Raw genomic sequence first — 26,442 nt, forward strand, 5'->3', positions numbered from 1 at the left:
CCGGCCACGGCACAATGGCGGCATGACCAGCAATCTCGACCCCGCCATCGCCGCCCGCCTCAAGCGCGGCGCGGATGGTCTGGTCCCGGCCATCGCGCAGCAGTACGACACCGGCGAGGTGCTCATGCTCGGCTGGATGGACGACGAGGCCCTGCACCGCACCCTGACCACCGGCCGCTGCACGTACTGGTCGCGCAGCCGCCAGGAGTACTGGGTCAAGGGCGATACCTCCGGGCACGTCCAGCACGTGAAGTCGGTCGCCCTGGACTGCGACGCGGACACGGTCCTGGTCAAGGTCGACCAGGTGGGCGCGGCCTGCCACACCGGGGACCGCACCTGCTTCGACGCCGACGTACTCGACCTCGGGAAGTAGCCATGGACCTGGACACCTTCCGCAAGCTCGCCGTCGACCGCCGCGTCATCCCCGTGCACCGCCGCCTCCTCGCGGACGGCGACACCCCGGTCGGCCTCTACCGCAAGCTCGCCGCCGAACGGCCCGGCACCTTCCTCCTGGAATCGGCCGAGAACGGGCGCTCCTGGTCCCGGTACTCCTTCGTCGGCGTACGCTCCGCCGCGACCCTCACCGTCCGCGACGGCGAGGCCCACTGGATCGGTACGCCGCCGGTCGGCGTCCCCACTTCGGGTGATCCTCTGGCGGCCCTGAAGGCCACCGTGGAGACCCTGCACACCCCGCGCGACCCGGACGCCAAGATGCCGCCCTTCACCGGCGGCATGGTCGGCTACCTCGGCTACGACATCGTGCGCAGGCTGGAGAAGATCGGCGAGCACGGGGGCGACGACCTCCACCTCCCCGAGCTGACCATGCTGCTCACCTCCGACCTCGCGGTGCTCGACCACTGGGACGGCTCGGTCCTGCTGATCGCCAACGCGATCAACCACAACGACCTCGACACCGGAGTGGACGAGGCGTACGAGGACGCCCTGGCCCGGCTCGACGCCATGGAGGCCGATCTGGCCGGGCCCACCGAGTACGCGCCGGTCGCGCTGCCCCCCTCCGAACTGCCCGAGTACACCGCGCTGTGGGGCGGCAAGGCCTACCGGGACGCCGTCGAGGACATCAAGGAGCGGATCCGGGCCGGCGAGGCCTTCCAGGTGGTGCCCTCGCAGCGCTTCGAAACCCCGTGCCGCGCAAGCGCGTTGGACGTCTACCGGGTGCTGCGGGCCACCAACCCCTCGCCCTACATGTACCTGTTCCGCTTCGACGGGTTCGACGTCGTCGGCTCCAGCCCGGAGGCCCTCGTCAAGGTCGAGGACGGCCGGGCGCTGCTGCACCCCATCGCCGGGACCCGGCCGCGCGGCGCCACCCCGCAGCGCGACCAGGCCCTTGCCGACGAGCTGCTCGCCGACGCCAAGGAGCGCGCCGAACACCTCATGCTCGTCGACCTCGGCCGCAACGACCTGGGCCGGGTCTGCGAACCCGGCTCGGTGGAGGTCGTCGACTTCATGTCGATCGAGCGGTACTCGCATGTGATGCACATCGTCTCCACGGTCACCGGCAAGGTCGCCCCGGGGCGCACCGCGTTCGACGTCCTGACGGCGTGCTTCCCGGCCGGCACGCTCTCCGGCGCCCCCAAGCCCCGCGCGATGCAGATCATCGAGGAGCTGGAGCCCAGCCGCCGGGGGCTCTACGGGGGCTGTGTCGGCTACCTCGACTTCGCCGGGGACCTGGACACCGCGATCGCCATCCGCACCGCACTGCTGCGGGGCGACACCGCCTATGTGCAGGCCGGGGCCGGCGTGGTCGCCGACTCGGACCCGGCCGCGGAGGACGACGAGTGCCGCAACAAGGCGGCCGCCGTCCTGCGCGCGGTCAACACGGCCAACCGGCTCGCGCCCTGACGCCGCCCCTGCCGCGCCTTGGGCCGCCCCCAACTCCCCGTCCGTCCGCGGCCCGTACTGGCGTCTCGCGCAGTTCCCCGCGCTCCCCAGGGGGTTCACGCGGAACGACCCGGCAGGCTCCCCAGGGGCGCGGGGAACCGCGCGGGAAGGGGCCACGGCCCGCAGCCGACCGGGGGTGGGGGGCGCGGGGAACGGCGCGGTAGATGGCCCCGGGTGGGACCTCGCCCCGCGCGCAGGCGATAGTGGAGTACGTGAGTGCCGCATCCGTACCCCAGCCCCGTGCCGAAGCCGCAGCGCCGTCCGCCCGCGGCGGCGGGCGCCGCAGCCTGGCCGCCGCACTGCTCGCCGGCGCCGTCGGCGCCGCCGTCGTCCTCATGGCCTCCGGGCAGACCTGGGCGCACGGCGACGCGGCCGTCGGCGGCGGCGCGCTCCCGTTGAAGGCCTCCGGCGGCGACATCACCGGGGTGCCCTCCGCGCTCGCGATCGTCGGACTCGCCGCCCTCGTCGCGGTCTTCGCCGTGCGCGGCGCGGGCCGCCTCGTGGTCGCCGGGCTGCTCACGCTCAGCGGCGCCGGAGCCGCCGCGACCGCCTGGCTCGGCGTCGGCGACAGCGCGGCCCTGGACGAGAAGGCCGCCAAGGCCAGCGGCGACGCGGCCGCCACCGTCGGCGCGCTCACCCACACCGGCTGGCCCTACGTCGCCGTCGCGGGCGGCGTCCTGCTGCTGCTCGCCGGGCTCCTCGCGCTCCGCTTCGGCGCGGCCTGGCCCGCGATGGGCGGCCGCTACGAGCGCGACGGCACCCCCCGCCCGCGCAAGGCGCGCACCACGCCCGACCCCGAGCGCCCCGAGGAACTCTGGAAGGCGCTCGACCGCGGCGAGGATCCGACGCGCGAGAGCTGACCCCCGCACTCACCCACGCCTCCCGGTGCGGGACAATGGCGTGGAGCGTCGGGTACGACGACAGCGGTGGCGGCGGCATTCGCGGGCGACAGACCGCGGGCGACGGCGACAGCGACGACGACAACACGGAAAACACCTACGAGGAGCAACCCCCATGGCGAAGAGCGGCCACGGCCACACCCCGGCAGCCTGGACCGGTGTCATCATTGCCTTCATCGGATTCTGCGTGACCTGCGTCTTCATAGTGGCCGCCAACCCGGTGGGCTTCTGGGTGGGCATCGCGCTCCTCGCCATCGCCGCCGTCGTCGGCGGCGTCATGAAGATGGCGGGCCTCGGCACCCCCAAGGACACCCCCGAGATCGCGCGCATGCGCGAGGAGGCCGCCACGAAGGTGCGCGCCCGCCTCGAGGCCCAGGCCGGCTGACCCCGAAAGCCACCACCACCGCGCTAAGGCGCAGCCCCCGTACGGGCTGCGCCTTTCCCTGTGAACGGGGACAATCACCCAGTGACCGCAGCCCAGCCGAACCCCGCCCCGGCACAGCCCGCCCGGGCACACCCCGTGCCGGCGCCCGCCACCGCCCGGCCCGCCACCGCGGCCCGCCGCCTCCTGGTGCCGCTGGGCACGCTCGCCGCGGTGGCCTCGGCCTTCGCGTACGTGGGCCTGGTGGACCCCAATGAGCCGGGCCACTACCCGGTCTGCCCGCTGCTGCGGTTCACCGGCGTCTACTGTCCGGGCTGCGGCGGGCTGCGCAGCGCCCACGACTTCGTCACCGGGCACTTCGCGGCCGCCGTCCACTCCAACGCGCTGGCCGTCGCCGGCTATCTGGTCTTCGCCGCGGTCTGGGTCCTGTGGGCCGTGCGCTCGGCCCGCGGTCTGCCCCTGAGGATCGCGCTCAGCGACCGCCAATGGTGGCTCGTCGGAGCGGCCGTACTGATCTTCTCGGTGGTCCGGAACCTGCCGTTCGGCTCCGTGCTCGCGCCATGACGCAACGACAAACCCGCAGGTGACGTCCCAATTATTGGGACGCAGCACAACCGGATGCGATGCCTTCGCCCCGGTGCGGATACCATCGTCATGGCTGATCGTGACCGCTTGGGAGGGTCACCCTCGTCCTGACCGACATCACCGTCCCGGAAGGGGGCCGCTCGCGTGAGTGTGCTCGACGAGATCATCGAAGGCGTCCGCGCCGACCTCGGGGAGCGGCAGGCGCGTGTCAGCCTCGACGAGCTGAAGGAGCGCGCCGAGAAGGCGCCCCCGGCCCGTGACGGCGTCGCGGCCCTGCGCGGTGACAGCGTGAAGGTCATCTGCGAGGTCAAGCGCTCCAGCCCCTCCAAGGGTGCGCTCGCCGCCATCGCGGACCCAGCCGCGCTCGCCGCCGACTACGCGGCGGGCGGCGCGTCCGTCATCTCCGTGCTGACCGAGCAGCGCCGCTTCGGCGGCTCGCTCGCCGACCTGGAGGCCGTGCGCGCCAAGGTCGACACCCCGATCCTGCGCAAGGACTTCATCGTCACGGCCTACCAGCTGTGGGAGGCCCGTGCGTACGGCGCCGACCTGGTGCTGCTGATCGTGGCCGCCCTGGACCAGCCGGCCCTGGTGTCGCTGATCGAGCGCGCCGAGTCGATCGGGCTCACCCCGCTGGTCGAGGTGCACGACGAGGACGAGGTCAAGCGTGCCGTGGACGCCGGCGCCAAGATCATCGGCGTCAACGCGCGCAATCTGAAGGACCTCAAGGTCGACCGCACCACCTTCGACCGGGTCGCCCCGGAGATCCCGGACCACATCGTCAAGATCGCCGAGTCCGGCGTCCGCGGCCCGCACGACCTCATCGCGTATGCCAACGCCGGCGCCGACGCGGTGCTGGTCGGCGAGTCCCTGGTCACCGGCAAGGACCCCCGCGTCGCCGTCGCCGACCTGGTCGCCGCCGGCGCCCACCCGGCCCTGCGCCACGGCCGGAGCTGACCCGGAGATGTCCATTGCCGTCCGCCTCGCACCCGGCTGCCGCCCCCGCGGCTGCCGCGCTCCGGCGCGCCGGGTGCACGGACGGCGCGTGCGGTATGTGATCGGCTCGGAGCCGGGCCAGGTCAACGGCATGCGATGGCGCGGCGGCCCCGGTGCCGCCTGTGTGAGCGCCCCTTAGGGGCGCGAGGAAGTGCGCGACCGGCCACAGTCAAACCTGTGGCCGCGCATCCACCTCATCACCTGCGGCGCTCGGGCGCATCCGCTCACCCAGCCAACCCAGGACCCGGGGCCGCGACGCCCCCGCGAGGTATCCGCATGTCTCACGAGAACGAGTTCTTCGTACCCGACCCAGAGGGTCAAGTCCCCAGCGCCGAAGGGTACTTCGGCGCGTACGGCGGCAAATTCATCCCCGAGGCGCTGGTCGCCGCGGTCGACGAGGTCGCCGTCGAGTACGACAAGGCCAAGCACGACCCCGCCTTCGCCGCCGAGCTCAACGAGCTCATGGTCAACTACACCGGCCGGCCCAGCGCCCTGACCGAGGTGCCCCGCTTCGCCGAACACGCGGGCGGCGCCCGGGTGTTCCTCAAGCGCGAGGACCTCAACCACACCGGCTCGCACAAGATCAACAACGTGCTCGGCCAGGCGCTGCTCACCAAGCGCATGGGCAAGACCCGCGTCATCGCCGAGACCGGAGCGGGCCAGCACGGCGTCGCCACCGCCACCGCCTGCGCCCTGTTCGGCCTCGACTGCACCATCTACATGGGCGAGATCGACACCCAGCGCCAGGCCCTGAACGTCGCCCGGATGCGGATGCTCGGCGCTGAAGTCATCCCCGTCGCCTCCGGCAGCCGCACCCTGAAGGACGCCATCAACGAGGCGTTCCGCGACTGGGTCGCCAACGTCGACCGCACCCACTACCTCTTCGGGACGGTCGCCGGGCCGCACCCCTTCCCCGCGATGGTGCGCGACTTCCACCGGGTGATCGGCGTCGAGGCCCGCCGCCAGATCCTTCAGCGCGCGGGCCGGCTGCCCGACGCGGCGGTCGCCTGCGTGGGCGGCGGCTCGAACGCGATCGGCCTCTTCCACGCCTTCATCCCGGACGCCTCCGTACGCCTCATCGGCTGCGAGCCCGCCGGGCACGGCGTGGAGAGCGGGGAGCACGCGGCGACCCTGACCGCGGGCGAGCCCGGCATCCTGCACGGCTCACGCTCCTACGTCCTCCAGGACGACGAGGGCCAGATCACCGAGCCCTACTCGATCTCGGCGGGCCTGGACTACCCGGGCATCGGCCCCGAGCACTCCTACCTCAAGGACATCGGCCGCGGCGAGTACCACGCGGTCACCGATGACGCCGCGATGCAGGCGCTGCGGCTGCTCTCGCGCACCGAGGGCATCATCCCGGCGATCGAGTCGGCGCACGCGCTCGCGGGCGCGCTCGACGTCGGCAAGGAGCTCGGCAAGGACGGCCTGATCGTCATCAACCTGTCCGGCCGCGGCGACAAGGACATGGACACGGCCGCCCGCTACTTCGGCCTGTACGGCACCGACGCCGAGGTGGCCGCCGACGCCGCGGGCCTCGCCGAGATCGAGGGAGACGCCAAGTGAGCGGGAACCTGACCCTGCTGGACGACACCCTCGCCCGAGCCAAGGCCGAGGACCGCGCAGCCCTCATCGCCTATCTGCCCGCCGGGTTCCCGACCGTCGACGGCGGCATCGAAGCGGTCAAGGCCGTCTTCGAGGGCGGCGCCGACATCGTCGAGGTGGGTCTGCCGCACAGCGACCCGGTCCTGGACGGCCCGGTCATCCAGACCGCCGACGACATCGCCCTCAAGGGCGGCGTGCGGATCGCCGACGTGCTGCGCACGGTCCGCGAGGCCCACGCGGCCACCGGCAAGCCGGTCCTGGTCATGACGTACTGGAACCCCGTCGACCGCTACGGGGTGGAGCGCTTCACCGCCGAGCTCGCCGAGGCCGGCGGCGCCGGCTGCATCCTGCCCGACCTGCCGGTCCAGGAGGCCGGAGTGTGGCGCGAACACGCCGAGAAGCACGGTCTGGGCACGGTCTTCGTGGTCGCGCCCAGCAGCCGGGACGAGCGCCTCGCCACGATCACGGCGGCAGGCTCCGGCTTCGTCTACGCGGCTTCCCTGATGGGCGTCACGGGCACCCGGGAGTCGGTCGGCGCCTCGGCCGAGAACCTGGTGGGCCGCACCCGCGCCACCACCGACCTCCCGGTCTGTGTGGGCCTGGGCGTCTCCAACGCGGTCCAGGCCAAGGAGGTCGCCGCCTTCGCCGACGGCGTCATCGTCGGCTCGGCGTTCGTCAAGCTCATGCTGGACGCCCCCGACCACACGGCGGGCCTCACCGCCGTACGGGAACTGGCGGCCGAGCTCGCCGAGGGCGTTCGCAGGACGTCGTAGCGCGCTCGTCGCACAGCTCACCCGTACGGGTGGAAGTCGGACCGGGGAGGCACGAGCGTGCCTCCCCGGTTCGTTGCTGCGGGTGTGAGTGACAACAACCCCGATGCGAAAAGGGCCGCGCGCGACCGGCTCATCCAAGAACGCGAACAGCACAAGGCGGGAGAGCGCCGCCGACGGCAGCTGATCGTGGCCGGCGCCGTGGTCGGCGTGCTGGCCCTGGCCGCCGTGATCGGCGTGATCGCCGCCAACGCGGGCGGCAACGACAACGCCAAGGGCGCGAGCACCGCGGGCCCCGTCGTGGCCCCCACCGGGGCCGACGGCAAGGACGCCCTGGCCATCCCGGTCGGCGCCGTCGACGCCCCCTCCACGCTCGCCGTGTGGGAGGACTTCCGTTGCCCGGCCTGCGCCGCGTTCGAGAACGGAATGCGCTCCACCATTCACGAGCTGGAGACCAAGGGCCAGATCCGCGTCCAGTACCACCTGGCCACCCTCATCGACGACAAGACCCGGGGCGGCGGCTCGCTGCACGCGGCCAACGCGGCGGGCTGCGCGCAGGACGCGGGCAAGTTCCCCGCGTACCACGACGTCCTCTACACCAACCAGCCCGACGAGATGGACGACGCGTACGCGAAGAACGCCAAGCTGCTCGATCTGGCCACGAAGGTGCCGGGCCTGGACACGCCCGCCTTCCGCTCCTGCGTCGAGAACGGGACGCACAACAGCTGGGTCGTGAAGTCCAACGAGGCGTTCCAGGCGGGCCATTTCAACGGGACGCCGACCGTGCAGCTCAACGGCGAATCGATCTTCCCCACCAAGGGCAGCGAGCAGATCTCCCCGGCCGCCTTCAAGAAGTGGGTGGCCCAGGCCAACAAGGGCAAGAAGGCCGGCAAGGCGAGCCCGGCCTCCTGAGCGCGGGGGCCTCTCGTTACTCATAAGTTGCCGGGCGGGTTGCCGCTGCGCCCGCCCGGCACGGTAGCGTCGTCCCTGCCATGGAACTTGCCTTCATCCCCAGCCCGTCGACCGGTGTGATCCACCTCGGACCGATCCCGCTGCGCGGCTACGCCTTCTGCATCATCATCGGTGTCTTCGTCGCCGTCTGGTACGGCAACAAGCGGTGGGTCGCCCGCGGCGGCCGCCCCGGCACCGTCGCCGACATCGCCGTGTGGGCGGTGCCCTTCGGGCTCGTCGGCGGCCGGCTCTACCACGTCATCACCGACTACCAGCTGTACTTCGGCGAGGGTGAGGACTGGGTCGGCGCCTTCAAGATCTGGGAGGGCGGCCTCGGCATCTGGGGCGCCGTCGCGCTCGGCGCGGTCGGCGCCTGGATCGGCTGCCGCCGCCGCGGCATCCCGCTGCCCGCCTGGGCCGACGTGCTGGCCCCCGGCCTCGCCTTCGCCCAGGCCATCGGGCGCTGGGGCAACTGGTTCAACCAGGAGCTGTACGGCCGGCCCACCGACGTGCCCTGGGCGCTGAAGATCAGCGAGGGCCCGAACCGGATCGCGGGCACCTACCACCCGACGTTCCTGTACGAGTCGCTGTGGTGCGTGGGCGTCGGCTTCCTGGTCATCTGGGCCGACCGCCGCTTCAAGCTCGGCCACGGCCGCGCCTTCGCGCTGTACGTCGCGGCGTACTGCGTGGGCCGGTTCTGGATCGAAGCCATGCGCGTGGACGAGGCCCACCACATTCTCGGCGTGCGCCTGAACGACTGGACGGCGGGCCTCCTGTTCCTGCTGGCCGTGGCCTACATCGTGATCTCCACGAAGCTGCGGCCGGGCCGGGAGGAGATCATCGAGCCCGGCGCCCAGGACGACGAGAAGCCGGTGTCCCTGGACAAGGACGCCCCTTCGAGCTCCCCGGACGAGCCGAAGGCGGACTCGCTGGTCGCGAACCCGGACCCCAAGGAGGCCTGACCCGCCGAGGCCCCTTGCCCACCCACCCGCCCGTGACGGGGATTGGATGGCCCGGCCCCTGGGGCTCCGCCCCAGACCCCACGGGTTTGCCCACCCACCCGCCCGTGACGGGGGTTGAAGGGTTCGGCCCCTGGGGCTGCGCCCCAGACCCCGAGGGTTTGCCCACCCGCCCGCCCGTGACGGGGTTGGGTGGTTCGGCCCCTGGGGCTGCGCCCCAGACCCCTGCGGGGGCTCCGCCCCCTGCACCCCCGTTCGCGCCTGAACGGCGCTCGTCCTCAATCTCCCCCAAGGCCTTAAGGGCCAGGGGGACCCCCATGACAGGCTGAGGTGCTGGCCAGCACCGAGTAGTTAGGGGCGCGGGGAACTGCGCGCCCAGCCACCCACGACCGGAAGACGAAAACGGGTTTTCTTGGGGGCGCGAGGAACGGCGCGAGAAGCGAGCACGGTCCGCAGGATCGAGAGGGTTCAGGGGCGCGGGGAACTGCGCGAGACGCGGGCACGGTCCGCACACGACGTCGGGTTTCAGGGGCGCGGGGAACTGCGCGACCAGCCACGCACGGCCCGCAGCCGAGAAGCAGCCCCTCCGGCGTTTGAGGAGCGGGGGTTCGGGGGCCGCGCCCCCGCGGTCCCGGTCGGCACGAACAACCCCGGCCCGCCCCAAAAACCCCCCACCCCCCGGAGGGGCTACGCGTCGATCTCCCCCCGATACGGCATGGACGTCGCCGCCCCCGCCCGCTGCACCGACAGCGCCGCCGCACTGGACGCCCAGGTGAGCGCGTCGATCATCGGGCGGCCCTCGGCGAGGGCCACCGCGAGGGCGCCCACGAAGGTGTCACCCGCACCCGTCGTGTCCACCGCGGTGACCGGCGGCGCCAGCACGGCCACCGGCTCCGACTGCGCCCGGGACGCGTACAGGCAGCCCCGCGCGCCCAGCGTGATCACGACCTCCGGCACCTGCGCGAGCAGCGCCTCGGCCGCGCGCTGGGGGTCGCCCGAGATGCCGGTGAGGGTGGCGGCCTCGTGCTCGTTGGGCACCAACAGGTCGGTGGCGGCGAGGAGTTGGGAGGGCAGCGGCTGGGCGGGCGCGGGGGTCAGGATCGTACGGACCCCGTTGCGCCGGGCCACCTCGGCGCCCTCAAGGACCGCGCTCATCGGCAGTTCCAGCTGGAGCAGCAGGGACCGGGCCTCGGCGATCACCGCGCGGTCGGCGTGGCTGAGCGAGGTGACCGATCCGTTGGCGCCGGGGATGACGACGATCGAGTTCGCCCCGTCGCGGTCGACCACGATGTGGGCGGTGCCGGTGGGTCCCTCGGTGGTGCGCAGCAGATCGATGTCGACGCCGGAGCCTTCGAGCGTGGCGCGCAGCCGCCGGCCGAAGTCGTCCGTGCCGACCGCCCCGATCATCGCGACCTCCGCCCCGGCCCGGGCGGCGGCGACGGCCTGGTTGGCGCCCTTGCCGCCGGGGATGGTGCGGAACTCGTGTCCCGTGACGGTCTCGCCGCTGCGGGGCGCGGTCGTGACGTAGGCGACGAGGTCCATGTTGGTGCTGCCGAGCACGGTGATCCGGGTCATGCCGGGATTGTCTCCCGAGGGGGGCCGGTCATGTGACCGCGAGCGGCCCGGCGCGTTGGTCGGGGCGGCCCCCGAAGCCCGTCCCAGGTGAGCCCAACCTCACTAAGTAAGGCCTTGCTTGCTGGCGCGGCCCTTACATCGAGCGTAGTTTCGAGGGTGTTGAGGGGGCGCGGGACGCCAACGGTGCCCGCTGCTGGAAGCAAGGGGATAGCTGTGTCCATCATCGATACCGACGCCACGCTGCACGAGGCGCACCGCGACAACCACACCCACCGCGATGTCAACGGTGGTTGGCTGCGCCCGGCCGTGTTCGGCGCGATGGACGGCCTGGTCTCCAACCTCGCCCTGATGACGGGTGTCGCCGGTGGCGAGGTCTCGCACCGCACGATCGTCATCACCGGCCTCGCAGGCCTCGCGGCCGGCGCCTTCTCGATGGCGGCCGGCGAGTACACCTCGGTCGCCTCGCAGCGCGAGCTCGTCGAGGCCGAACTCGCCGTCGAGCGGCGGGAGTTGCGCAAGCACCCGGCCGACGAGGAGCGCGAGCTCGCCGAGTTGTACATGTCGCGCGGCGTCGAGCCGGAGCTGGCCCGCGAGGTCGCCCGGCAGCTGTCGCGCGACCCCGAGCAGGCGCTGGAGATCCACGCCCGCGAGGAGCTCGGCATCGACCCCTCCGACCTGCCCTCGCCCACGGTGGCCGCGGTCTCCTCCTTCGCCTCCTTCGCGCTGGGCGCGCTGCTGCCCCTGCTGCCGTACCTGCTCGGCGCGTCCGCGCTGTGGCCGGCGGTGCTGCTCGCGCTCGTGGGTCTCTTCGGGTGCGGCGCGGTGGTGGCCAAGGTGACGGCCCGCTCGTGGTGGTTCAGCGGCGTGCGCCAGTTGGCCCTCGGCGGTGCGGCGGCCGCCCTCACCTTCGGGATCGGCACCTTCTTCGGGACCGCCATCGGCTGACGAACGGCCCCTCGCTCGGGGGCTTCACGCGGGGACAGCACACGGGGCGGCGCCACTCGGCGCCGCCCCGTGTGACATACGTCCTGCGCGTCGCGGCCCCCTGGGCCGTAGAATGACGGAGTATGCAGAGGCCCACATAACTAATCGTTACTCGGCGGTTTCACACCTGTAACCGCCGGGCATAGGCCGTACACACCCGAGAACCGCACTCCTGTGCGCCCCCGTGGGCAACGAAGCCCGCAGCCGGGTGTCCGCATGTTGGAATGCACTATCCGGTTCCCGAGATACGTTCCATCATGTAACCTGCACCAAATTTCGCAGAGGGCCAACGTCGTCCCTCGGCAAGCACATGCCACGACGACGACGGGAGAGCCGATGCGTTCCGACGCCTGGTCGCCCATGGACGGTCGCCCCGCCCAGCAGGGGATGTACGACCCCCGTAACGAGCACGACGCCTGTGGCGTCGGGTTCGTGGCCACCCTCACCGGGGTTGCCAGCCATGAGCTGGTCGAGCAGGCCCTGACCGTACTGCGCAATCTGGAACACCGCGGTGCCACCGGCTCCGAGCCGGACTCCGGCGACGGCGCCGGCATCCTGCTCCAGGTCCCGGACGCGTTCCTGCGCGAGGTCACGGATTTCGAGCTGCCCGAGGCGGGCTCGTACGCCGTCGGTATCGCTTTCCTGCCCCTGGAGGAGACCACGGAGGCCGTCTCGGCCATCGAGACGATCGCCGCCGAGGAGGGCCTCACCGTCCTCGGGTGGCGCGAGGTTCCCGTCACCCCCGAGCTGCTCGGCAACGGCGCCCGCGCCACCATGCCCGCCTTCCGCCAGCTCTTCGTGAGCGACGGAGCCACGTCCGGCATCGCGCTCGACCGCAAGGCCTTCGTGCTGCGCAAGCGCGCCGAGCGGGAGGCCGGTGTCTACTTCCCGTCGCTCTCCGCCCGGACCGTCGTCTACAAGGGCATGCTGACCACCGGCCAGCTGGAGCCGTTCTTCCCGGACCTCTCCGACCGCCGCTGCGCCACCGCCGTCGCCCTCGTGCACTCGCGGTTCTCCACCAACACCTTCCCCAGCTGGCCGCTGGCCCACCCGTACCGCTTCGTCGCGCACAACGGCGAGATCAACACGGTCAAGGGCAACCGCAACTGGATGGTGGCCCGCGAGTCCCAGCTCGCCTCGAACCTGTTCAACTCCGGCGCCGGAAAGATCGACCGGATCTTCCCCGTCTGCACCCCGGACGCCTCCGACTCCGCCTCCTTCGACGAGGTGCTGGAACTCCTCCACCTCGGCGGGCGCTCGCTGCCGCACTCGGTCCTGATGATGGTCCCCGAGGCGTGGGAGAACCACGAGTCGATGGACCCGGCCCGCCGCGCCTTCTACCAGTTCCACTCCACGCTGATGGAGCCTTGGGACGGCCCGGCCTGCATCACCTTCACCGACGGCGTCCAGGTCGGCGCGGTCCTCGACCGCAACGGCCTGCGCCCGGGCCGCTACTGGGTGACCGACGACGGTCTCGTGGTGCTCTCCTCCGAGGTCGGCGTGCTCGACATCGACCCCGCGAAGGTCGTCCGCAAGGGCCGCCTCCAGCCCGGCCGGATGTTCCTGGTCGACACCGCCGAGCACCGCATCATCGAGGACGACGAGATCAAGGCGTCCCTCGCCGCCGAGAACCCGTACCAGGAGTGGCTGGAAGCCGGCGAGATCGAGCTGGAGGACCTGCCCGAGCGGGAGCACATCGTGCACACCCACGCCTCGGTCACCCGCCGCCAGCAGACCTTCGGCTACACCGAGGAAGAGCTCCGCGTCATCCTCGCGCCGATGGCCCGCACCGCCGGCGAGCCGCTCGGCTCCATGGGCACCGACTCGCCGATCGCCGCGCTCTCCGCCCGCCCCCGGCTGCTCTTCGACTACTTCACGCAGCTGTTCGCGCAGGTCACCAACCCGCCGCTGGACGCGATCCGCGAAGAGCTCGTCACCAGCCTGCGCTCCACGCTCGGCCCCCAGGGCAACCTCCTGGAGCCGACCGCCGCCTCGTGTCGCAGTGTCACGCTGCCCTTCCCGGTCATCGACAACGACGAGCTGGCGAAGCTGATACACATCAACGCCGACGGCGACATGCCGGGGATGAAGGCCGCGACGCTCTCCGGCCTCTACCGGGTCTCCGGCGGCGGCGACGCGCTCGCCGCCCGCATCGAGGCCATCTGCAAGGAGACGGACGCCGCGATCGAGGGCGGCGCCCGCCTGATCGTGCTCTCCGACCGGCACTCCGACGCCGAGCACGCGCCGATCCCTTCGCTGCTGCTCACCGCCGCCGTCCACCATCACCTCATCCGCACCAAGCAGCGCACCCAGGTGGGTCTGCTCGTCGAGGCCGGTGACGTCCGCGAGGTGCACCACGTCGCGCTGCTCATCGGCTACGGTGCCGCGGCGGTCAACCCCTACCTCGCGATGGAGTCCGTCGAGGACCTGGTCCGGGCCGGCACCTTCATCGAGGGCCTGGAGCCCGAGCAGGCCATCCGCAATCTGATCCACGCGCTCGGCAAGGGCGTCCTGAAGGTCATGTCCAAGATGGGCATCTCCACGGTCGCCTCCTACCGGGGCGCCCAGGTCTTCGAGGCCGTCGGCCTCGAAGAGGCCTTCGTGCAGAAGTACTTCATCGGCACCGCCACCAAGATCGGCGGCGCCGGCCTCGACGTCGTCGCCAAGGAGGTCGCCGCCCGGCACGCCAAGGCGTACCCCGCCTCCGGTGTTCCCTCGGCGCACCGCGCCCTGGACATCGGCGGCGAGTACCAGTGGCGCCGCGAGGGCGAGCCGCACCTGTTCGACCCCGAGACGGTCTTCCGCCTCCAGCACGCCACCCGCACCAAGCGGTACGACATCTTCAAGCAGTACACCGGCCGCGTGAACGAGCAGTCCGAGCGGCTCATGACGCTGCGCGGTCTGTTCGCCCTGAAGACAAATGAGAACGGCAAGAGTGACCGGCCGTCGATCTCCGTCGACGAGGTCGAGCCGGTCAGCGAGATCGTCAAGCGCTTCTCGACCGGCGCCATGTCGTACGGCTCGATCTCCCGCGAGGCCCACGAGACCCTCGCCATCGCCATGAACCAGTTGGGCGGCAAGTCCAACACCGGTGAGGGCGGCGAGGACGCGGACCGCCTGTACGACCCGGCGCGCCGCTCCTCGATCAAGCAGGTCGCCTCCGGACGCTTCGGCGTGACCAGCGAGTACCTGGTCAACGCGGACGACATCCAGATCAAGATGGCGCAGGGCGCCAAGCCCGGCGAGGGCGGCCAGCTGCCCGGCCACAAGGTCTACCCGTGGGTCGCCAAGACCCGGCACTCCACCCCGGGCGTCGGTCTGATCTCGCCTCCGCCGCACCACGACATCTACTCCATCGAGGACCTGGCTCAGCTGATCCACGACCTCAAGAACGCCAACCCGGCCGCGCGCATCCATGTGAAGCTCGTGTCCGAGGTCGGCGTCGGAACCGTGGCCGCCGGTGTCTCCAAGGCGCACGCGGACGTCGTCCTCATCTCCGGCCACGACGGCGGAACCGGCGCCTCGCCGCTGACCTCGCTCAAGCACGCGGGCGGCCCCTGGGAGCTCGGCCTCGCCGAGACCCAGCAGACGCTGCTGCTCAACGGCTTGCGCGACCGCATCGTGGTGCAGACCGACGGCCAGCTCAAGACCGGCCGCGACGTGATCATCGCCGCACTGCTCGGCGCCGAGGAGTTCGGTTTCGCGACCGCGCCGCTCGTCGTCTCCGGCTGCGTCATGATGCGCGTCTGCCACCTCGACACCTGTCCCGTCGGCATCGCCACCCAGAACCCGGTCCTTCGCGACCGCTTCTCCGGCAAGCCCGAATTCGTCGTGAACTTCTTCGAGTTCATCGCCGAAGAGGTCCGCGAGATCCTCGCCGAGCTCGGCTTCCGCACCATCGAGGAGGCCGTCGGCCACGCCGAACTCCTCGACACCGACCGGGCCGTGACGCACTGGAAGGCCCAGGGCCTGGACCTGAAGCCGCTGTTCTACGTGCCCGAGCTGCCCGAGGGCGCCGTGCGCCACGCGGTGATCGAGCAGGACCACGGCCTGGAGAAGGCGCTGGACAACGAGCTGATCAAGCTCGCCGCCGACGCCCTGGAGGCCGACAGCGCCGAGGCCGCCCAGCCGGTCCGCGCGCAGATCGCGATCCGCAACATCAACCGGACCGTGGGCACCATGCTCGGCCACGAGGTGACGAAGAAGTTCGGCGGTGCGGGCCTGCCCGACGACACCATCGACATCACCTTCACCGGCTCGGCCGGACAGTCCTTCGGCGCGTTCCTGCCGAGCGGTGTGACCCTGCGCCTGGAGGGCGACGCCAACGACTACGTCGGCAAGGGCCTCTCCGGCGGACGCGTCATCGTCCGCCCGGACCGGGGCGCCGACCACCTCGCCGAGTACTCCACGATCGCGGGCAACACCATCGCCTACGGCGCGACCGGCGGCGAGCTGTTCCTGCGCGGCCGCACCGGCGAGCGCTTCTGCGTCCGCAACTCGGGTGCCACCGTCGTCTCGGAGGGCGTGGGCGACCACGGCTGCGAGTACATGACCGGCGGCCACGCGGTCGTCCTCGGCGAGACCGGGCGCAACTTCGCGGCCGGCATGTCCGGTGGCATCGCCTACGTCATCGACCTCGACCGGGACAACGTCAACTCCGGGAACCTGGGCGCCATCGAGGGTCTGAGCGACACCGACGAGCAGTGGCTGCACGACGTCGTGCGCCGCCACTTCGAGGAGACCGGCTCGACGGTCGCCGAGAGGCTGCTCGCCGACTGGTCCGTGAACGTGGACCGCTTCAGCAAGATCATCCCCACCACCTACAAGGCAGTGCTCGCCGCCAAGGACGCCGCTGAGCTCGCCGGTCTCTCCGAGCAGGAGACCACCGAGAAGATGATGGAGGCGGCGACCAATGGCTGACCCCAAGGGCTTCCTGACCACCGGCCGCGAGGTCGCCAAGACCCGCCCGGTGGGCGAGCGCCTCAAGGACTGGAACGAGGTCTACGTTCCCGGCTCCCTGCTGCCGATCATCAGCAAGCAGGCCGGGCGCTGCATGGACTGCGGCATCCCGTTCTGCCACAACGGCTGTCCGCTGGGGAACCTGATCCCCGAGTGGAACGACTACGCCTACCGCGAGGACTGGGGGGCCGCCTCCGAGCGGCTGCACGCCACCAACAACTTCCCCGAGTTCACCGGACGGCTCTGCCCGGCCCCGTGCGAGTCGGCGTGTGTGCTCGGCATCAACCAGCCCGCCGTCACCATCAAGAACGTCGAAGTCTCCATCATCGACAAGGCGTGGGACACGGGTGACGTCAAGCCGCAGGCGCCCGAGCGCCTGTCCGGCAAGACCGTCGCGGTCATCGGCTCGGGCCCGGCGGGCCTGGCCGCCGCCCAGCAGCTGACCCGGGCGGGCCACACGGTCGCCGTGTACGAGCGCGCCGACCGCATCGGCGGCCTGCTGCGCTACGGCATCCCCGAGTTCAAGATGGAGAAGGTGCACATCAACCGCCGCATCGAGCAGATGCGCGCGGAGGGCACCAAGTTCCGCACCGAGATCGAGATCGGCCGCGACATCGACGCCGCCAAGCTGCGCAAGCGCTACGACGCGGTCGTCATCGCGGCCGGCGCCACCGTCTCGCGCGACCTGCCGGTACCGGGCCGCGAGCTGAACGGCATCCACTTCGCGATGGAGTACCTGCCGCTCGCCAACAAGGTGCAGGAGGGCGACTTCGTGGCGCCCCCCATCACCGCCGAGGGCAAGCACGTCGTGGTCATCGGCGGCGGCGACACCGGCGCGGACTGCGTGGGCACCGCCCACCGCCAGGGCGCTGCCTCCGTCACCCAGCTGGAGATCATGCCGAGGCCGGGCGACGAGCGGAACCCCGGCCAGCCCTGGCCGACGTTCCCCATGCTCTACAAGGTGACCTCCGCGCACGAGGAGGGCGGCGAGCGGGTCTACTCCGTCTCGACCACCCACTTCGAGGGCGACGAGGACGGCAACGTGCAGTCGCTGCACCTCACCGAGGTCGAGTTCATCGACGGCAAGCTGACCCCCAAGCCCGGCACCGAGCGGTCCATCCCCGCCCAGCTCGTCACCCTGGCCATGGGCTTCACCGGTACCGACCAGGCCAACGGCCTCGTGGCGCAGTTCGGCCTCGAACTGGACGCGCGCGGTAACGTGGCCCGTGACGCGGACTTCGCGACCAACGTCGACGGCGTCTTCGTCGCCGGTGACGCGGGCCGCGGCCAGTCCCTGATCGTCTGGGCGATCGCCGAAGGCCGTTCCGCGGCCCGCGGTGTCGACCGCTACCTGACCGGTGCGAGCGACCTGCCCGCGCCGATCCGCCCCACGGACCGTGCCCTGACGGTCTGACCCCACGACGTCCCGTACAACGACGTGCGGAACTGACCGACGCCCGCCCCACTGTCCCCGACCGGACGACTGGGCGGGCGTCGCGGCGCGCACGGCCGCCCTTACCCCCAGCCCACACGTGGCCGCCCGCGCAGTTCCCCGCGCCCCTTAACTGCCCGGTGCTGGTCAGCATGGGCATACCTAGCCCGTCCGGCGATTGAGGACGAGCGCCCTTTAGGCGCGAACGGGGGTGCAGGGGGCGGAGCCCCCGCTCGGGAGGGGTGCTGGTGGCACAGTGGTGGCGGCAGGGGCCGGACCGGCCGGCCCGTCCGTCAAGGGAGCCTCGTCTCATGGGTGTTGAGTTCTTGATCACCGCGTTCATCATCGTGGTCGCGCCGGGAACCGGCGCGGTGTACACCGTCGGCACAGGCCTGACCCGCGGGTTCCGCATGTCCGTGGTGGCAGCCTTCGGCTGCACCCTCGGCATCGTCCCGCACCTGGCCGCCGCGATCGCGGGCCTCGCCGCCGTCCTGCACACCAGCGCCGTGGCCTTCGCGAGCTTCAAGTGGGCCGGCGTCTGCTATCTGCTCTATCTCGCCTGGGCGACCCTGCGTGAGAAGGGCGCGATGAGAATCGACGTGCAGGACGGCGGCGAGCCGCAGGAGCGTTCGTCGGCGCAAGTCACCTGGACGGCCATCCTGATCAACTTCCTCAACCCGAAGCTGTCCATGTTCTTCCTGGCGTTCCTGCCCCAGTTCGTCCCGGCCGACAGCGCCCACTCGCTCGTGCCCATGCTCGAACTCTCCGCCGTCTTCATGGCCATGACGTTCGTCGTCTTCGTGGTCTACGGTGCCTTCGCGGCCGGCGTGCGCGACCGCATCATCTCCCGCCCCAAGGTGCTGGCCTGGATGCGCCGGACCTTCGCCGTGGCCTTCGTGGGCCTCGGCCTGAAACTGGCCGACGCCAGCCGCTGACCCACGGGCCGCGCGCCTCCAACGGCCGCGCGGCCCTTGAGAGCAGGGCCAGGGCAGGGCCGGGGCCGGGGCAAGGCCACTGCGCGCCCATGAGGTGGCGTACCCTCGGCACTCCCGACCCGTCGGACGGCGAGCGAACGGAGAGGCGCATGCCCGCACTGTCCCTCCAGAAGGTGGAGGAGAGCGCCCCCGCACTCGTCTCCCTCTACAAGAGCGCCGCCGCCTCCCTGGAGAGACACGGGCTCGACGACGAGACGGCCGCGGTCTACCTCGTCGTCGACCACTCCGGCTCGATGCGCCCGTACTTCAAGGACGGCAGCGTGCAGGCGCTCGCCGACCGGGTGTTGGGCCTCTCCGCCCACCTCGACGACGACGGCCGCGTCCCGGTGGTGTTCTTCTCCACCGACATCGACGCCGAGACGGAGATCGCCCTGGAGAACCACCAGGGCCGCATAGGGCGGATCGTGGCCAACCTCGGCCACATGGGCCGCACCAACTACCACGTGGCAATGGACGCCGTCATCGACCACTACCTGGAGAGCGGCGCGAGCGCCCCCGCCCTGGTCGTCTTCCAGACGGACGGCGGCCCCAGCAGCCGGCTCGCGGCCGAGCGCTACGTCTGCAAGGCGGCCACCCTGCCGATGTTCTGGCAGTTCATCGGGTTCGGCAACCCCCGCAGCCACCAGTTCGACTTCCTGCGCAGGCTGGACGAGTTGGCCGTCCCCGAGCGCCGATGCGTCGACAACGCCGGGTTCTTCGCCGCGGGCACCGACCCCCGCAAGGTGAACGACGCCCAGCTCTACGACCGGCTGCTGGGCGAGTTCCCGCAGTGGCTGCGCGCGGCCCGGGCGCGAGGGATCGTACGGTGAGGGTCCTGCGGGCCGCCGCGCGCGGGGCCGTGCCGTGGAGGAACGGCGGCGGGGTCACCCGGAGCATCGCCGCCCACCCCGAGGGCGCCGGCACCGCTGACTTCATCTGGCGGGTCAGCCTCGCGGACGTCGGCGCGGACGGGCCGTTCTCCGGGTTCCCCGGCGTGGACCGGATCCTCACCGTCGTCGAGGGCGCCGGAATGGACCTCACGGTGGGCGGTCAACGGCGCCTGGTGGACGAGAAGTTCGTGCCGCAGCGCTTCCCGGGCGACGCCCCCACCGACTGCCGGCTCCTGGCCGGCCCCGTCGTCAACTTCAACGTGATGTACCGCCGGGGCCACGCGGCGCCCTCGGTCGCCGTGGTGCGGGGCGATGTGACCATCGCCGGACCCGCCCTGGTCGTCGCCCTGGACGCCCCCGCCCACGTCAACGGCGTACGCCTGGGTTGCTACGACGCGGTGCTCACCGAGGCGCAGCCGGTGAGGGTGCGGGCCGAAGGCCACACGGCCGTCGTCACCCTGCCGACGCGGTAGGCCGCGAGCCGGGCGTCACCGAGCGGGCGCGCGCCCTCGCGAACCCCCGGACGCCCGGGCCGCCGGAAGCTACAGTCACCTGGTCATTCGACGCGTTCGAGGAGCCAGGGGAGTTCATGAACAGGGAGCACGACAACGGCGCGGTCACTCTTGTCACCGGCGGCGCGAGCGGAATCGGGGCGGCGACCGTCCAGCGGCTCCTGGGCGCGGGCCACCGGGTCGCCGTCACCGGCCGCGACCAGGCGAAGCTGGACGCCTTCGTGGCCCAACTCGACGCCCCTGAGCGGGTGTTGGCGGTCGCGGCGGACACCACCGATCTGGCGTCGATCGGCGCGGCGGTCGAGGCGACGGTCAAGACGTTCGGGCGGCTCGACCACGTCGTCGCCAACGCCGGGTTCTCCACCCACGACAACCTCGCCGACGGCGACCCCGACCACTGGCGCGAGATGCTCCTGGTCAATGTGCTCGGCCCCGCCGTCCTGGTGAAGGCGGCGCTGCCCGCGCTCACCGCGAGCAAGGGCCGCGTCGTGATGGTGGGCAGCACCGCGGGCATCAAGAACACCCCGGGCAACATGTACTCGGTCAGCAAGAGCGCCCTGACCTCGCTCGCGGAGAACACCCGGGTCCTTGTCACCGGCTCCGGCGTGGGGGTGACCCTCGTCGCCCCGGGCCGGGTGGACAGCCCGTTCTGGTCCAGCCATCCCACCGGCGTCGTCCCCGACGGCCCCGCGATGACCCCCGACCAGGTGGCCGAGGCCGTCGTCTGGGCGCTGGCCCAGCCGGCCGGGGTCGAGGTCAACCAAGTGGTGGTCCGCCCCACCGGCCAGCTCCACTGACCCCCGCCGGCGCCCGCGCCGCCGCCCCCACCAGGGACCAGCCCCCGCCCCGCTCAGCCCGCCAGCACCCGCGCCCGGCACTCGCCCGGCGTCCCCCACGCGTCCCTGAGCGGGCGCGCCTTGCGCAGCCAGAGCGACAGGTCGAGCTCCTGGGTGTAGCCGACCGCGCCGTGCAGTTGCAGCGCGGTGCGGGCGGCGGCGTACGCGGCCTCCCCGGCCGTCACCTTCGCGGCCGCGACGTCGCCGGGAGCGAGGGTGAGCGCGGCTCCGTACAGCAGCGGCCGGGCGAACTCCACCGCGACCAGGGTGTCCGCCAGCCGGTGTTTGACGGCCTGGAACGAGCCGATCGGCACCCCGAACTGGGTGCGCTGCTTGACGTACGCCACCGTCCGGTGCAGCAGGGCCTCGGCGACCCCGAGGCACTGCCCGGCCGCCGCGAGCCGCCCCAGGACCGTGGCGTGGACGAGGGCCCGGGTCAACTCGGGTCCCGCCGCGAGGAGTTCACCGCCGCCGAGCGGCCGGGACAGACGCCGTGCGGGATCGGCCGAGCGCTGGACGGGCCCGTGACCGGGGGCGAGCCGCAGCTCCTTGCCGCTCACGACGAGCACCGCGTCCGCCGTGTCCGCGTCGAGCGCGTAAGGGCTCGCCCCCGGGAACAGCACGCTCGCCGCGCACGCGCCCGACACGATCGCGGGCAGCAGCCGCTTGGCCGGACCCTCCTGGCCCAGCTCCGCGAGCCGGGCCAGGAGCGCGGCCGCCGCCACCGTCTCCACCAGCGGGCCCGGCACGGCGTGGCGCCCCAACTCCACGCACGCCAGGCCCAGTTCGACGGGGAGCGGGCCGAGCCCCTCGTACTCCTCGGGCGCGGCGAGCGCGAACACCCCCGCCTCGGCGATGCGCGACCACAGGGCGCGCCCGGGCCCCGCGTCCCCCGCGCTCCAGGCCCGTACCGTCGCGGGGGTGTCGGCGGCGGTGAGCATCGCGTCCAGGGAGCGTGCGAAGTCGCGCTGCTCCGCGGTGAGCAGGAACCTCATCGGCGTCCCTTCGGGAGACCGAGCAGACGCTCGGCGATGATGTCGCGCTGGATCTCGTTCGTCCCGGCATAGATCGGACCCGCCAGCGAGAAGAGGTGGCTCTCGGCCCAACTGCCGTGCGCGGGCGCCTCGTCGGCGTCGTCCGACAGTTCCCCGTAGGGGCCGAGCAGATCGAGCGCGCACTCGTGCAGGGCGATGTCGTACTGCGACCAGAACACCTTGTTGAGGCTGGACCGGGCGCCGATGCTCTCGCCGGCGGCGAAGCGTGAGGCGTTGGCGCAGGTGAAGAGGTGATAGGCGCGCGCCCCGATCACCGCGTCCGCGACCCGGTCGCGCAGCGCGGTGTCCGCCGGGTCGCCCACGGCGCGCCACAGCTCCGCGAGACGCGCCGCCGAGGCGAGGAAGCGGCCGGGGGAGCGCAGCATCAGACCGCGCTCGTTGCCGGTCGTCGACATGGCGATCCGCCAGCCCGCGCCGACCTCGCCGATGACGTCCTCGTCCGGTACGAACACGCCGTCGAGGAAGAGCTCGGCGAAGGCGGGCTTGCCGTCGAGGCGGCCGATGGGGCGCACCGTCACGCCGGGCGCCCGCAGGTCGAACATCAGATACGTCAGCCCCCGGTGGGGTTCGGCCGCGTCCGGGTCGGTGCGGAAGATGCCGAACGCGCGGTCGGCGAACGCGGCCCGCGAGGACCAGGTCTTCTGCCCCGTCAGCAGCCAACCCCCGTCGGTGCGCACGGCCTTGGAGCGCAGCGAGGCGAGGTCGGAACCGGCCTCCGGCTCGGACCAGGCCTGCGCCCAGATCGTCGCGCCGCTCGCCATGTCCGGCAGGATCCGCGCCCGCTGTTCGGCGGTGCCGTGGTCGAACAGGGTGGGCGCGAGCAGATGGATGCCGTTCTGCGAGACGCGGCCGGGGCCGCCCGCCGCGAAGTACTCCTCCTCGAAGATCAGCCACCCGAAGATGTCGACGCCCCGGCCCCCGTACTCCCCGGGCCACGACACCACCGACCAGCGGTCCGCGCACAGGCGCGCCTCCCACTCCCGGTGGGCGGCGAAACCGGCCGCGGTCTCCAGGGACGGGAGCGGAGCGGCCGGGACGTGGGCCGCGAGCCAGTCGCGCGCCTCGGCCCGGAAGGCCTGCTGATCGGGTGTGGGATCCAGGTCCATGGGGGCGGAGCACCATCCTTCCCTAACAAGTGTTTGGTAGGTTAACGTGGCGCCGTGACGGACAACAAGGCTCAGTACGTGCCGGGCCACGGCCTCCTCGACGGCCGCACCGCCGTCGTCACCGCCGCGGCCGGCGCCGGGATCGGCGGCGCCACCGCCCGCAGGCTCCTCGAAGAAGGCGCCCGCGTCGTCATCGGCGACGCCCACGCCCGCCGTCTGAAAGAGACCGAGCAGGCACTCGCCGCCGAGTTCGGTGCGCACCACATCGCCTCCCTGCCGTGCGACGTGACCGACGAGCAGCAGGTCCGGGCGCTCTTCGCGCTCGCCACCGCCGAACACGGCGGACTCGACATCGTCGTCAACAACGCGGGCCTCGGCGGCACTTGCTCCCTCATCGACATGACCGACGAGTCCTGGTCGAAGGTCCTCGACGTCACCCTGGGCGGCACCTTCCGCTGCACCCGCGCGGCCCTGCGCGCCTTCCAGGAGAGCGGCCGCCCGGGCGTCATCGTCAACAACGCCTCCGTCGTCGGCTGGCGCGCCCAGGCCGGCCAGGCCCACTACGCCGCCGCCAAGGCCGGCGTCATGGCGCTCACCCGGTGCGCCGCGATCGAGGCCGCCGCCATCGGCGTACGGGTCAACGCGGTCGCACCCAGCCTCGCCATGCACCCGCACCTGGCGAAGGTCACCTCCGCCGAACTGCTCGAAGAACTCACCGCCCGCGAGGCGTTCGGGCGGTACGCGGAGCCCTGGGAGGTCGCCAACGTCATCGTCTTCCTGGCCAGCGGCTACTCCTCGTACCTGACCGGCGAGGTCGTCTCCGTCAGCAGCCAGCACCCCTGAGGGCAGCACAATGGCCGGGTGCCGACGAACAAGAAGAAGACCCAGGTGACCGCCTCGCCCGAGCGGCGGCGCGAACTCCTCGCCACGGCGGCCGAGGTGTTCGCCGCCCACGGGTACAACGCCACCACCGTCCGCAGGATCGCCGACGAGGCCGGCCTGCTCGCGGGCAGCCTCTACTACCACTTCGACTCCAAGGAGTCGATGCTGGACGAGATCCTCTCGGCCTTCCTCGACGAACTCTGGGAGGGCTACGACGCCGTGCTCGCCTCCGGCCTCGGGCCCCGCGAGACGATCGAGGCCCTGGTCACCGAGTCCTTCCGGGAGATCGACCGGCACCGCGCCGCCGTCGCGATCTACCAGAAGGAGTCCAAGCACCTGGCCGTACTGCCCCGCTTCCACTACCTGACGGATTCCCAGCAGAAGTTCGAGAAGGCATGGCTGGGGACGCTGGAGCGCGGAGTCGGCTCCGGGGCCTTCCGCGCCGACCTGGACATCCGCCTCACCTACCGCTTCGTACGGGACACGGTGTGGGTCGCCGCGTCCTGGTACCGGCCGGGCGGCCGGCACAGCCCGGAGGAGATCGCCCGCCAGTACCTCTCGATGGTCCTGGACGGAATCGCCGTACGCGTGTAACCGGCGCACAGAATTGGGGAGTTGGCATGAGCGAGGCCTACATCGTCGAAGCGGTACGCACCCCGGTGGGCCGGCGCAAAGGAGGGCTCTCGGCGGTCCACCCCGCCGACCTCGGCGCCCATGTGCTCAAGGCGCTCGTCGAACGCAGCGGCATCGACCCCGCCGCCGTCGACGACGTCGTCTTCGGCTGCCTGGACACCGTGGGCCCCCAGGCCGGCGACATCGCCCGCACCTCCTGGCTGGCGGCCGGCCTGCCCGAGGAAGTGCCCGGCGTGACCGTCGACCGCCAGTGCGGCTCCTCCCAGCAGGCCCTGCACTTCGCCGCCCAGGCCGTGCTCTCCGGCACCCAGGACCTGGTGGTGGCGGGCGGCACCCAGAACATGTCGATGATCCCCATCGCCTTCGCCTCCCGCCAGGCCGCCGAACCGCTCGGCCTGACCGAGGGCCCCTTCCTCGGCAGCGAGGGCTGGCGGGCGCGCTACGGCGACGCCCCCGTCAACCAGTTCCACGGCGCCCAGCTCATCGCCGAGAAGTGGGGCGTGACGCGCCGCGCCATGGAGGAGTTCGCGCTGCGCTCCCACCGAAACGCCCTGCGCGCCATCGACGAGGGCCGCTTCGCCCGCGAGAGCGTGGCCTGCGCGGGCGTCACCACGGACGAGGGGCCGCGCAGAGACACCACCCTGGAGAAGATGGCGGCCCTGAAACCCGTCGTCGAGGGCGGCACCATCACCGCGGCCTGCTCCTCCCAGGTCTCCGACGGCGCGGCCGCCCTCCTCATCGCCTCCGAGCGAGCCGTCACCGAGCACGGACTGACCCCGCGCGCCCGCATCCACCACCTCTCGGTACGCGGCGAGGACCCCATCCGCATGCTGTCCGCGCCGATCCCCGCCACCGCCCACGCCCTGAAGAAGACCGGCCTGCGGATCGAGGACATCGACCTCGTCGAGATCAACGAGGCCTTCGCGCCGGTGGCGCTCGCATGGCTCAAGGAGACCGGCGCCGACCCGGACCGGGTCAACGTCAACGGCGGCGCGATCGCGCTGGGCCACCCCCTGGGCGCGACCGGCGCGAAACTCATGACGACCCTGCTGCACGAACTGGAACGCACCGGCGGCCGCTACGGCCTCCAGACGATGTGCGAGGGCGGCGGCCAGGCCAACGTGACCATCGTCGAACGCCTGTAACCGCCGTCACGGTGGGCCTCAGCCGCGGCATGCTACTGTGGGCGTGTTGCAGTTTTGGTACCCATATACTTTATGTGCGCCTGACGGGAATGCTCCTCAGGCGCATATTTGTTTTCCGGGTTTCTCCGGATGGGCTCAATGCGGCGACGAGGAATCCGTAATTCCGCGGATTTCCGGAACTGCCCCTGTCTTAGGAGAAATGACATGGCTACTGGCACCGTTAAGTGGTTCAACTCGGAAAAGGGCTTCGGCTTCATCGAGCAGGACGGCGGCGGCCCCGACGTCTTCGCCCACTACTCCAACATCGCCTCCTCCGGCTTCCGTGAGCTCCTCGAGGGCCAGAAGGTCTCCTTCGAGGTCACCCAGGGCCAGAAGGGCCTTCAGGCGGAGAACATCCTCCCCGCCTAATCGCCGAC

The 26,442-nt window shown here is 71.8% G+C and carries 25 protein-coding genes; 22 read left to right on the forward strand and 3 right to left on the reverse strand.

Annotated features, from left to right (window positions below; all coding sequences use genetic code 11):
* The first annotated feature begins 22 nt into the window (after positions 1 to 22).
* The 11 genes from hisI to lgt all read left to right on the forward strand — a co-directional run bounded on the left by hisI (position 23) and on the right by lgt (position 9,046).
* Positions 23 to 373: a phosphoribosyl-AMP cyclohydrolase gene (hisI, locus tag DWB77_RS28170; protein ID WP_100574534.1), complete on the forward strand. Its 351-nt coding sequence runs from the start codon at positions 23 to 25 to the stop codon at positions 371 to 373.
* A 2-nt stretch (positions 374 to 375) separates the two neighbouring features.
* The gene (locus DWB77_RS28175; protein ID WP_120724301.1) at positions 376 to 1,860 is read left to right on the forward strand and encodes an anthranilate synthase component I; all 1,485 of its coding nucleotides are present in this window, start codon (positions 376 to 378) and stop codon (positions 1,858 to 1,860) included.
* 242 nt (positions 1,861 to 2,102) lie between these two features.
* A complete protein-coding gene (locus tag DWB77_RS28180) occupies positions 2,103 to 2,759 on the forward strand; it encodes a TIGR02234 family membrane protein (RefSeq protein ID WP_120728351.1) in 657 nt (218 codons plus the stop codon).
* A 154-nt stretch (positions 2,760 to 2,913) separates the two neighbouring features.
* Positions 2,914 to 3,183 carry an HGxxPAAW family protein gene (locus DWB77_RS28185; protein WP_120724303.1) on the forward strand — a complete coding sequence of 90 codons (270 nt, stop codon included), beginning with the start codon at positions 2,914 to 2,916 and terminating at the stop codon, positions 3,181 to 3,183.
* Between the two features lie 81 nt (positions 3,184 to 3,264).
* Entirely contained in the window at positions 3,265 to 3,744 is a 480-nt protein-coding gene (locus tag DWB77_RS28190) for a DUF2752 domain-containing protein (protein ID WP_428985157.1), read from the forward strand.
* Positions 3,745 to 3,909: 165 nt separating this feature from the next.
* Positions 3,910 to 4,719: an indole-3-glycerol phosphate synthase TrpC gene (trpC, locus tag DWB77_RS28195; protein ID WP_120724306.1), complete on the forward strand. Its 810-nt coding sequence runs from the start codon at positions 3,910 to 3,912 to the stop codon at positions 4,717 to 4,719.
* A gap of 7 nt (positions 4,720 to 4,726) precedes the next feature.
* Positions 4,727 to 4,897, forward strand: a complete 171-nt coding sequence (gene trpM / locus DWB77_RS39655) for a tryptophan biosynthesis modulator TrpM (RefSeq protein ID WP_428985158.1) — start codon at positions 4,727 to 4,729, stop codon at positions 4,895 to 4,897.
* A gap of 137 nt (positions 4,898 to 5,034) precedes the next feature.
* Positions 5,035 to 6,324 carry a tryptophan synthase subunit beta gene (gene trpB / locus DWB77_RS28200; protein ID WP_120724308.1) on the forward strand — a complete coding sequence of 430 codons (1,290 nt, stop codon included), beginning with the start codon at positions 5,035 to 5,037 and terminating at the stop codon, positions 6,322 to 6,324.
* Positions 6,321 to 7,136 carry a tryptophan synthase subunit alpha gene (gene trpA / locus DWB77_RS28205; protein ID WP_120724310.1) on the forward strand — a complete coding sequence of 272 codons (816 nt, stop codon included), beginning with the start codon at positions 6,321 to 6,323 and terminating at the stop codon, positions 7,134 to 7,136. The genes trpB and trpA overlap by 4 nt, the downstream gene beginning before the upstream one ends.
* 84 nt (positions 7,137 to 7,220) lie before the next feature.
* Positions 7,221 to 8,045 (forward strand): DsbA family protein, encoded by an 825-nt coding sequence (locus tag DWB77_RS28210; RefSeq protein WP_120724312.1) that lies wholly within the window; start codon positions 7,221 to 7,223, stop codon positions 8,043 to 8,045.
* 80 nt (positions 8,046 to 8,125) lie between these two features.
* Positions 8,126 to 9,046 carry a prolipoprotein diacylglyceryl transferase gene (lgt, locus tag DWB77_RS28215; protein WP_120724314.1) on the forward strand — a complete coding sequence of 307 codons (921 nt, stop codon included), beginning with the start codon at positions 8,126 to 8,128 and terminating at the stop codon, positions 9,044 to 9,046.
* Between the two features lie 684 nt (positions 9,047 to 9,730).
* Here lgt and rbsK read toward each other — a convergent pair.
* On the reverse strand, positions 9,731 to 10,618 hold the full coding sequence (gene rbsK, locus DWB77_RS28220; RefSeq protein WP_120724316.1) for a ribokinase: 888 nt from the start codon (positions 10,616 to 10,618) through the stop codon (positions 9,731 to 9,733).
* Between the two features lie 213 nt (positions 10,619 to 10,831).
* Here rbsK and DWB77_RS28225 point away from each other — a divergent pair, with 213 nt between their 5' ends.
* The 7 genes from DWB77_RS28225 to DWB77_RS28255 all read left to right on the forward strand — a co-directional run bounded on the left by DWB77_RS28225 (position 10,832) and on the right by DWB77_RS28255 (position 21,166).
* The gene (locus DWB77_RS28225) at positions 10,832 to 11,563 is read left to right on the forward strand and encodes a VIT1/CCC1 transporter family protein (RefSeq protein ID WP_120724318.1); all 732 of its coding nucleotides are present in this window, start codon (positions 10,832 to 10,834) and stop codon (positions 11,561 to 11,563) included.
* 375 nt (positions 11,564 to 11,938) lie between these two features.
* Entirely contained in the window at positions 11,939 to 16,522 is a 4,584-nt protein-coding gene (gltB, locus tag DWB77_RS28230; RefSeq protein WP_120724320.1) for a glutamate synthase large subunit, read from the forward strand.
* Positions 16,515 to 17,975: a glutamate synthase subunit beta gene (locus tag DWB77_RS28235; RefSeq protein ID WP_120724322.1), complete on the forward strand. Its 1,461-nt coding sequence runs from the start codon at positions 16,515 to 16,517 to the stop codon at positions 17,973 to 17,975. Before gltB ends, DWB77_RS28235 begins: the two co-directional genes overlap by 8 nt.
* Before the next feature lie 329 nt (positions 17,976 to 18,304).
* Positions 18,305 to 18,928, forward strand: coding sequence for a LysE family translocator (locus tag DWB77_RS28240; RefSeq protein WP_120724324.1), 624 nt, complete (start codon positions 18,305 to 18,307; stop codon positions 18,926 to 18,928).
* Between the two features lie 149 nt (positions 18,929 to 19,077).
* Complete coding sequence (locus tag DWB77_RS28245; protein WP_120724326.1) at positions 19,078 to 19,797, forward strand: vWA domain-containing protein; 720 nt, start codon at positions 19,078 to 19,080, stop codon at positions 19,795 to 19,797.
* Positions 19,794 to 20,330, forward strand: coding sequence for a HutD/Ves family protein (locus tag DWB77_RS28250; protein WP_246033668.1), 537 nt, complete (start codon positions 19,794 to 19,796; stop codon positions 20,328 to 20,330). Before DWB77_RS28245 ends, DWB77_RS28250 begins: the two co-directional genes overlap by 4 nt.
* 116 nt (positions 20,331 to 20,446) lie before the next feature.
* Complete coding sequence (locus tag DWB77_RS28255; protein ID WP_120724331.1) at positions 20,447 to 21,166, forward strand: SDR family oxidoreductase; 720 nt, start codon at positions 20,447 to 20,449, stop codon at positions 21,164 to 21,166.
* 53 nt (positions 21,167 to 21,219) lie between these two features.
* Here DWB77_RS28255 and DWB77_RS28260 read toward each other — a convergent pair whose 3' ends face one another.
* Positions 21,220 to 22,200, reverse strand: a complete 981-nt coding sequence (locus DWB77_RS28260) for an acyl-CoA dehydrogenase (protein ID WP_120724333.1) — start codon at positions 22,198 to 22,200, stop codon at positions 21,220 to 21,222.
* A complete protein-coding gene (locus DWB77_RS28265; RefSeq protein WP_120724335.1) occupies positions 22,197 to 23,366 on the reverse strand; it encodes an acyl-CoA dehydrogenase family protein in 1,170 nt (389 codons plus the stop codon). Before DWB77_RS28265 ends, DWB77_RS28260 begins: the two co-directional genes overlap by 4 nt.
* Positions 23,367 to 23,420: 54 nt before the next feature.
* On the opposite strand from DWB77_RS28265, the gene DWB77_RS28270 reads away from it, so the two are divergent.
* From DWB77_RS28270 to DWB77_RS28285, 4 genes are all read left to right on the forward strand, one after another.
* Positions 23,421 to 24,209, forward strand: a complete 789-nt coding sequence (locus tag DWB77_RS28270; RefSeq protein ID WP_120724337.1) for an SDR family oxidoreductase — start codon at positions 23,421 to 23,423, stop codon at positions 24,207 to 24,209.
* A gap of 18 nt (positions 24,210 to 24,227) precedes the next feature.
* A complete protein-coding gene (locus DWB77_RS28275; protein ID WP_120724339.1) occupies positions 24,228 to 24,842 on the forward strand; it encodes a TetR/AcrR family transcriptional regulator in 615 nt (204 codons plus the stop codon).
* 26 nt (positions 24,843 to 24,868) lie between these two features.
* Positions 24,869 to 26,026 carry an acetyl-CoA C-acetyltransferase gene (locus tag DWB77_RS28280; RefSeq protein WP_120724341.1) on the forward strand — a complete coding sequence of 386 codons (1,158 nt, stop codon included), beginning with the start codon at positions 24,869 to 24,871 and terminating at the stop codon, positions 26,024 to 26,026.
* Positions 26,027 to 26,230: 204 nt separating this feature from the next.
* Positions 26,231 to 26,434, forward strand: coding sequence for a cold-shock protein (locus DWB77_RS28285; RefSeq protein ID WP_053727847.1), 204 nt, complete (start codon positions 26,231 to 26,233; stop codon positions 26,432 to 26,434).
* The last annotated feature ends 8 nt before the right edge of the window (positions 26,435 to 26,442 follow it).

The organism is Streptomyces hundungensis, from assembly GCF_003627815.1.
Classification (GTDB): domain Bacteria; phylum Actinomycetota; class Actinomycetes; order Streptomycetales; family Streptomycetaceae; genus Streptomyces; species Streptomyces hundungensis_A.

Coding starts and splice junctions, on each gene's coding strand:
- DWB77_RS28260 (WP_120724333.1), bottom strand. CDS start 22,200: ATGAGGTTCCTGCTCACCGCGGAGCAGCGCGACTTCGCACGCTCCCTG.
- trpB (WP_120724308.1), top strand. CDS start 5,035: ATGTCTCACGAGAACGAGTTCTTCGTACCCGACCCAGAGGGTCAAGTC.
- DWB77_RS28175 (WP_120724301.1), top strand. CDS start 376: ATGGACCTGGACACCTTCCGCAAGCTCGCCGTCGACCGCCGCGTCATC.
- DWB77_RS28185 (WP_120724303.1), top strand. CDS start 2,914: ATGGCGAAGAGCGGCCACGGCCACACCCCGGCAGCCTGGACCGGTGTC.
- DWB77_RS28285 (WP_053727847.1), top strand. CDS start 26,231: ATGGCTACTGGCACCGTTAAGTGGTTCAACTCGGAAAAGGGCTTCGGC.
- rbsK (WP_120724316.1), bottom strand. CDS start 10,618: ATGACCCGGATCACCGTGCTCGGCAGCACCAACATGGACCTCGTCGCC.
- lgt (WP_120724314.1), top strand. CDS start 8,126: ATGGAACTTGCCTTCATCCCCAGCCCGTCGACCGGTGTGATCCACCTC.
- DWB77_RS28255 (WP_120724331.1), top strand. CDS start 20,447: ATGAACAGGGAGCACGACAACGGCGCGGTCACTCTTGTCACCGGCGGC.
- DWB77_RS28265 (WP_120724335.1), bottom strand. CDS start 23,366: ATGGACCTGGATCCCACACCCGATCAGCAGGCCTTCCGGGCCGAGGCG.
- DWB77_RS28240 (WP_120724324.1), top strand. CDS start 18,305: ATGGGTGTTGAGTTCTTGATCACCGCGTTCATCATCGTGGTCGCGCCG.
- gltB (WP_120724320.1), top strand. CDS start 11,939: ATGCGTTCCGACGCCTGGTCGCCCATGGACGGTCGCCCCGCCCAGCAG.
- DWB77_RS28245 (WP_120724326.1), top strand. CDS start 19,078: ATGCCCGCACTGTCCCTCCAGAAGGTGGAGGAGAGCGCCCCCGCACTC.
- DWB77_RS28235 (WP_120724322.1), top strand. CDS start 16,515: ATGGCTGACCCCAAGGGCTTCCTGACCACCGGCCGCGAGGTCGCCAAG.
- hisI (WP_100574534.1), top strand. CDS start 23: ATGACCAGCAATCTCGACCCCGCCATCGCCGCCCGCCTCAAGCGCGGC.
- DWB77_RS28280 (WP_120724341.1), top strand. CDS start 24,869: ATGAGCGAGGCCTACATCGTCGAAGCGGTACGCACCCCGGTGGGCCGG.
- trpM (WP_428985158.1), top strand. CDS start 4,727: ATGTCCATTGCCGTCCGCCTCGCACCCGGCTGCCGCCCCCGCGGCTGC.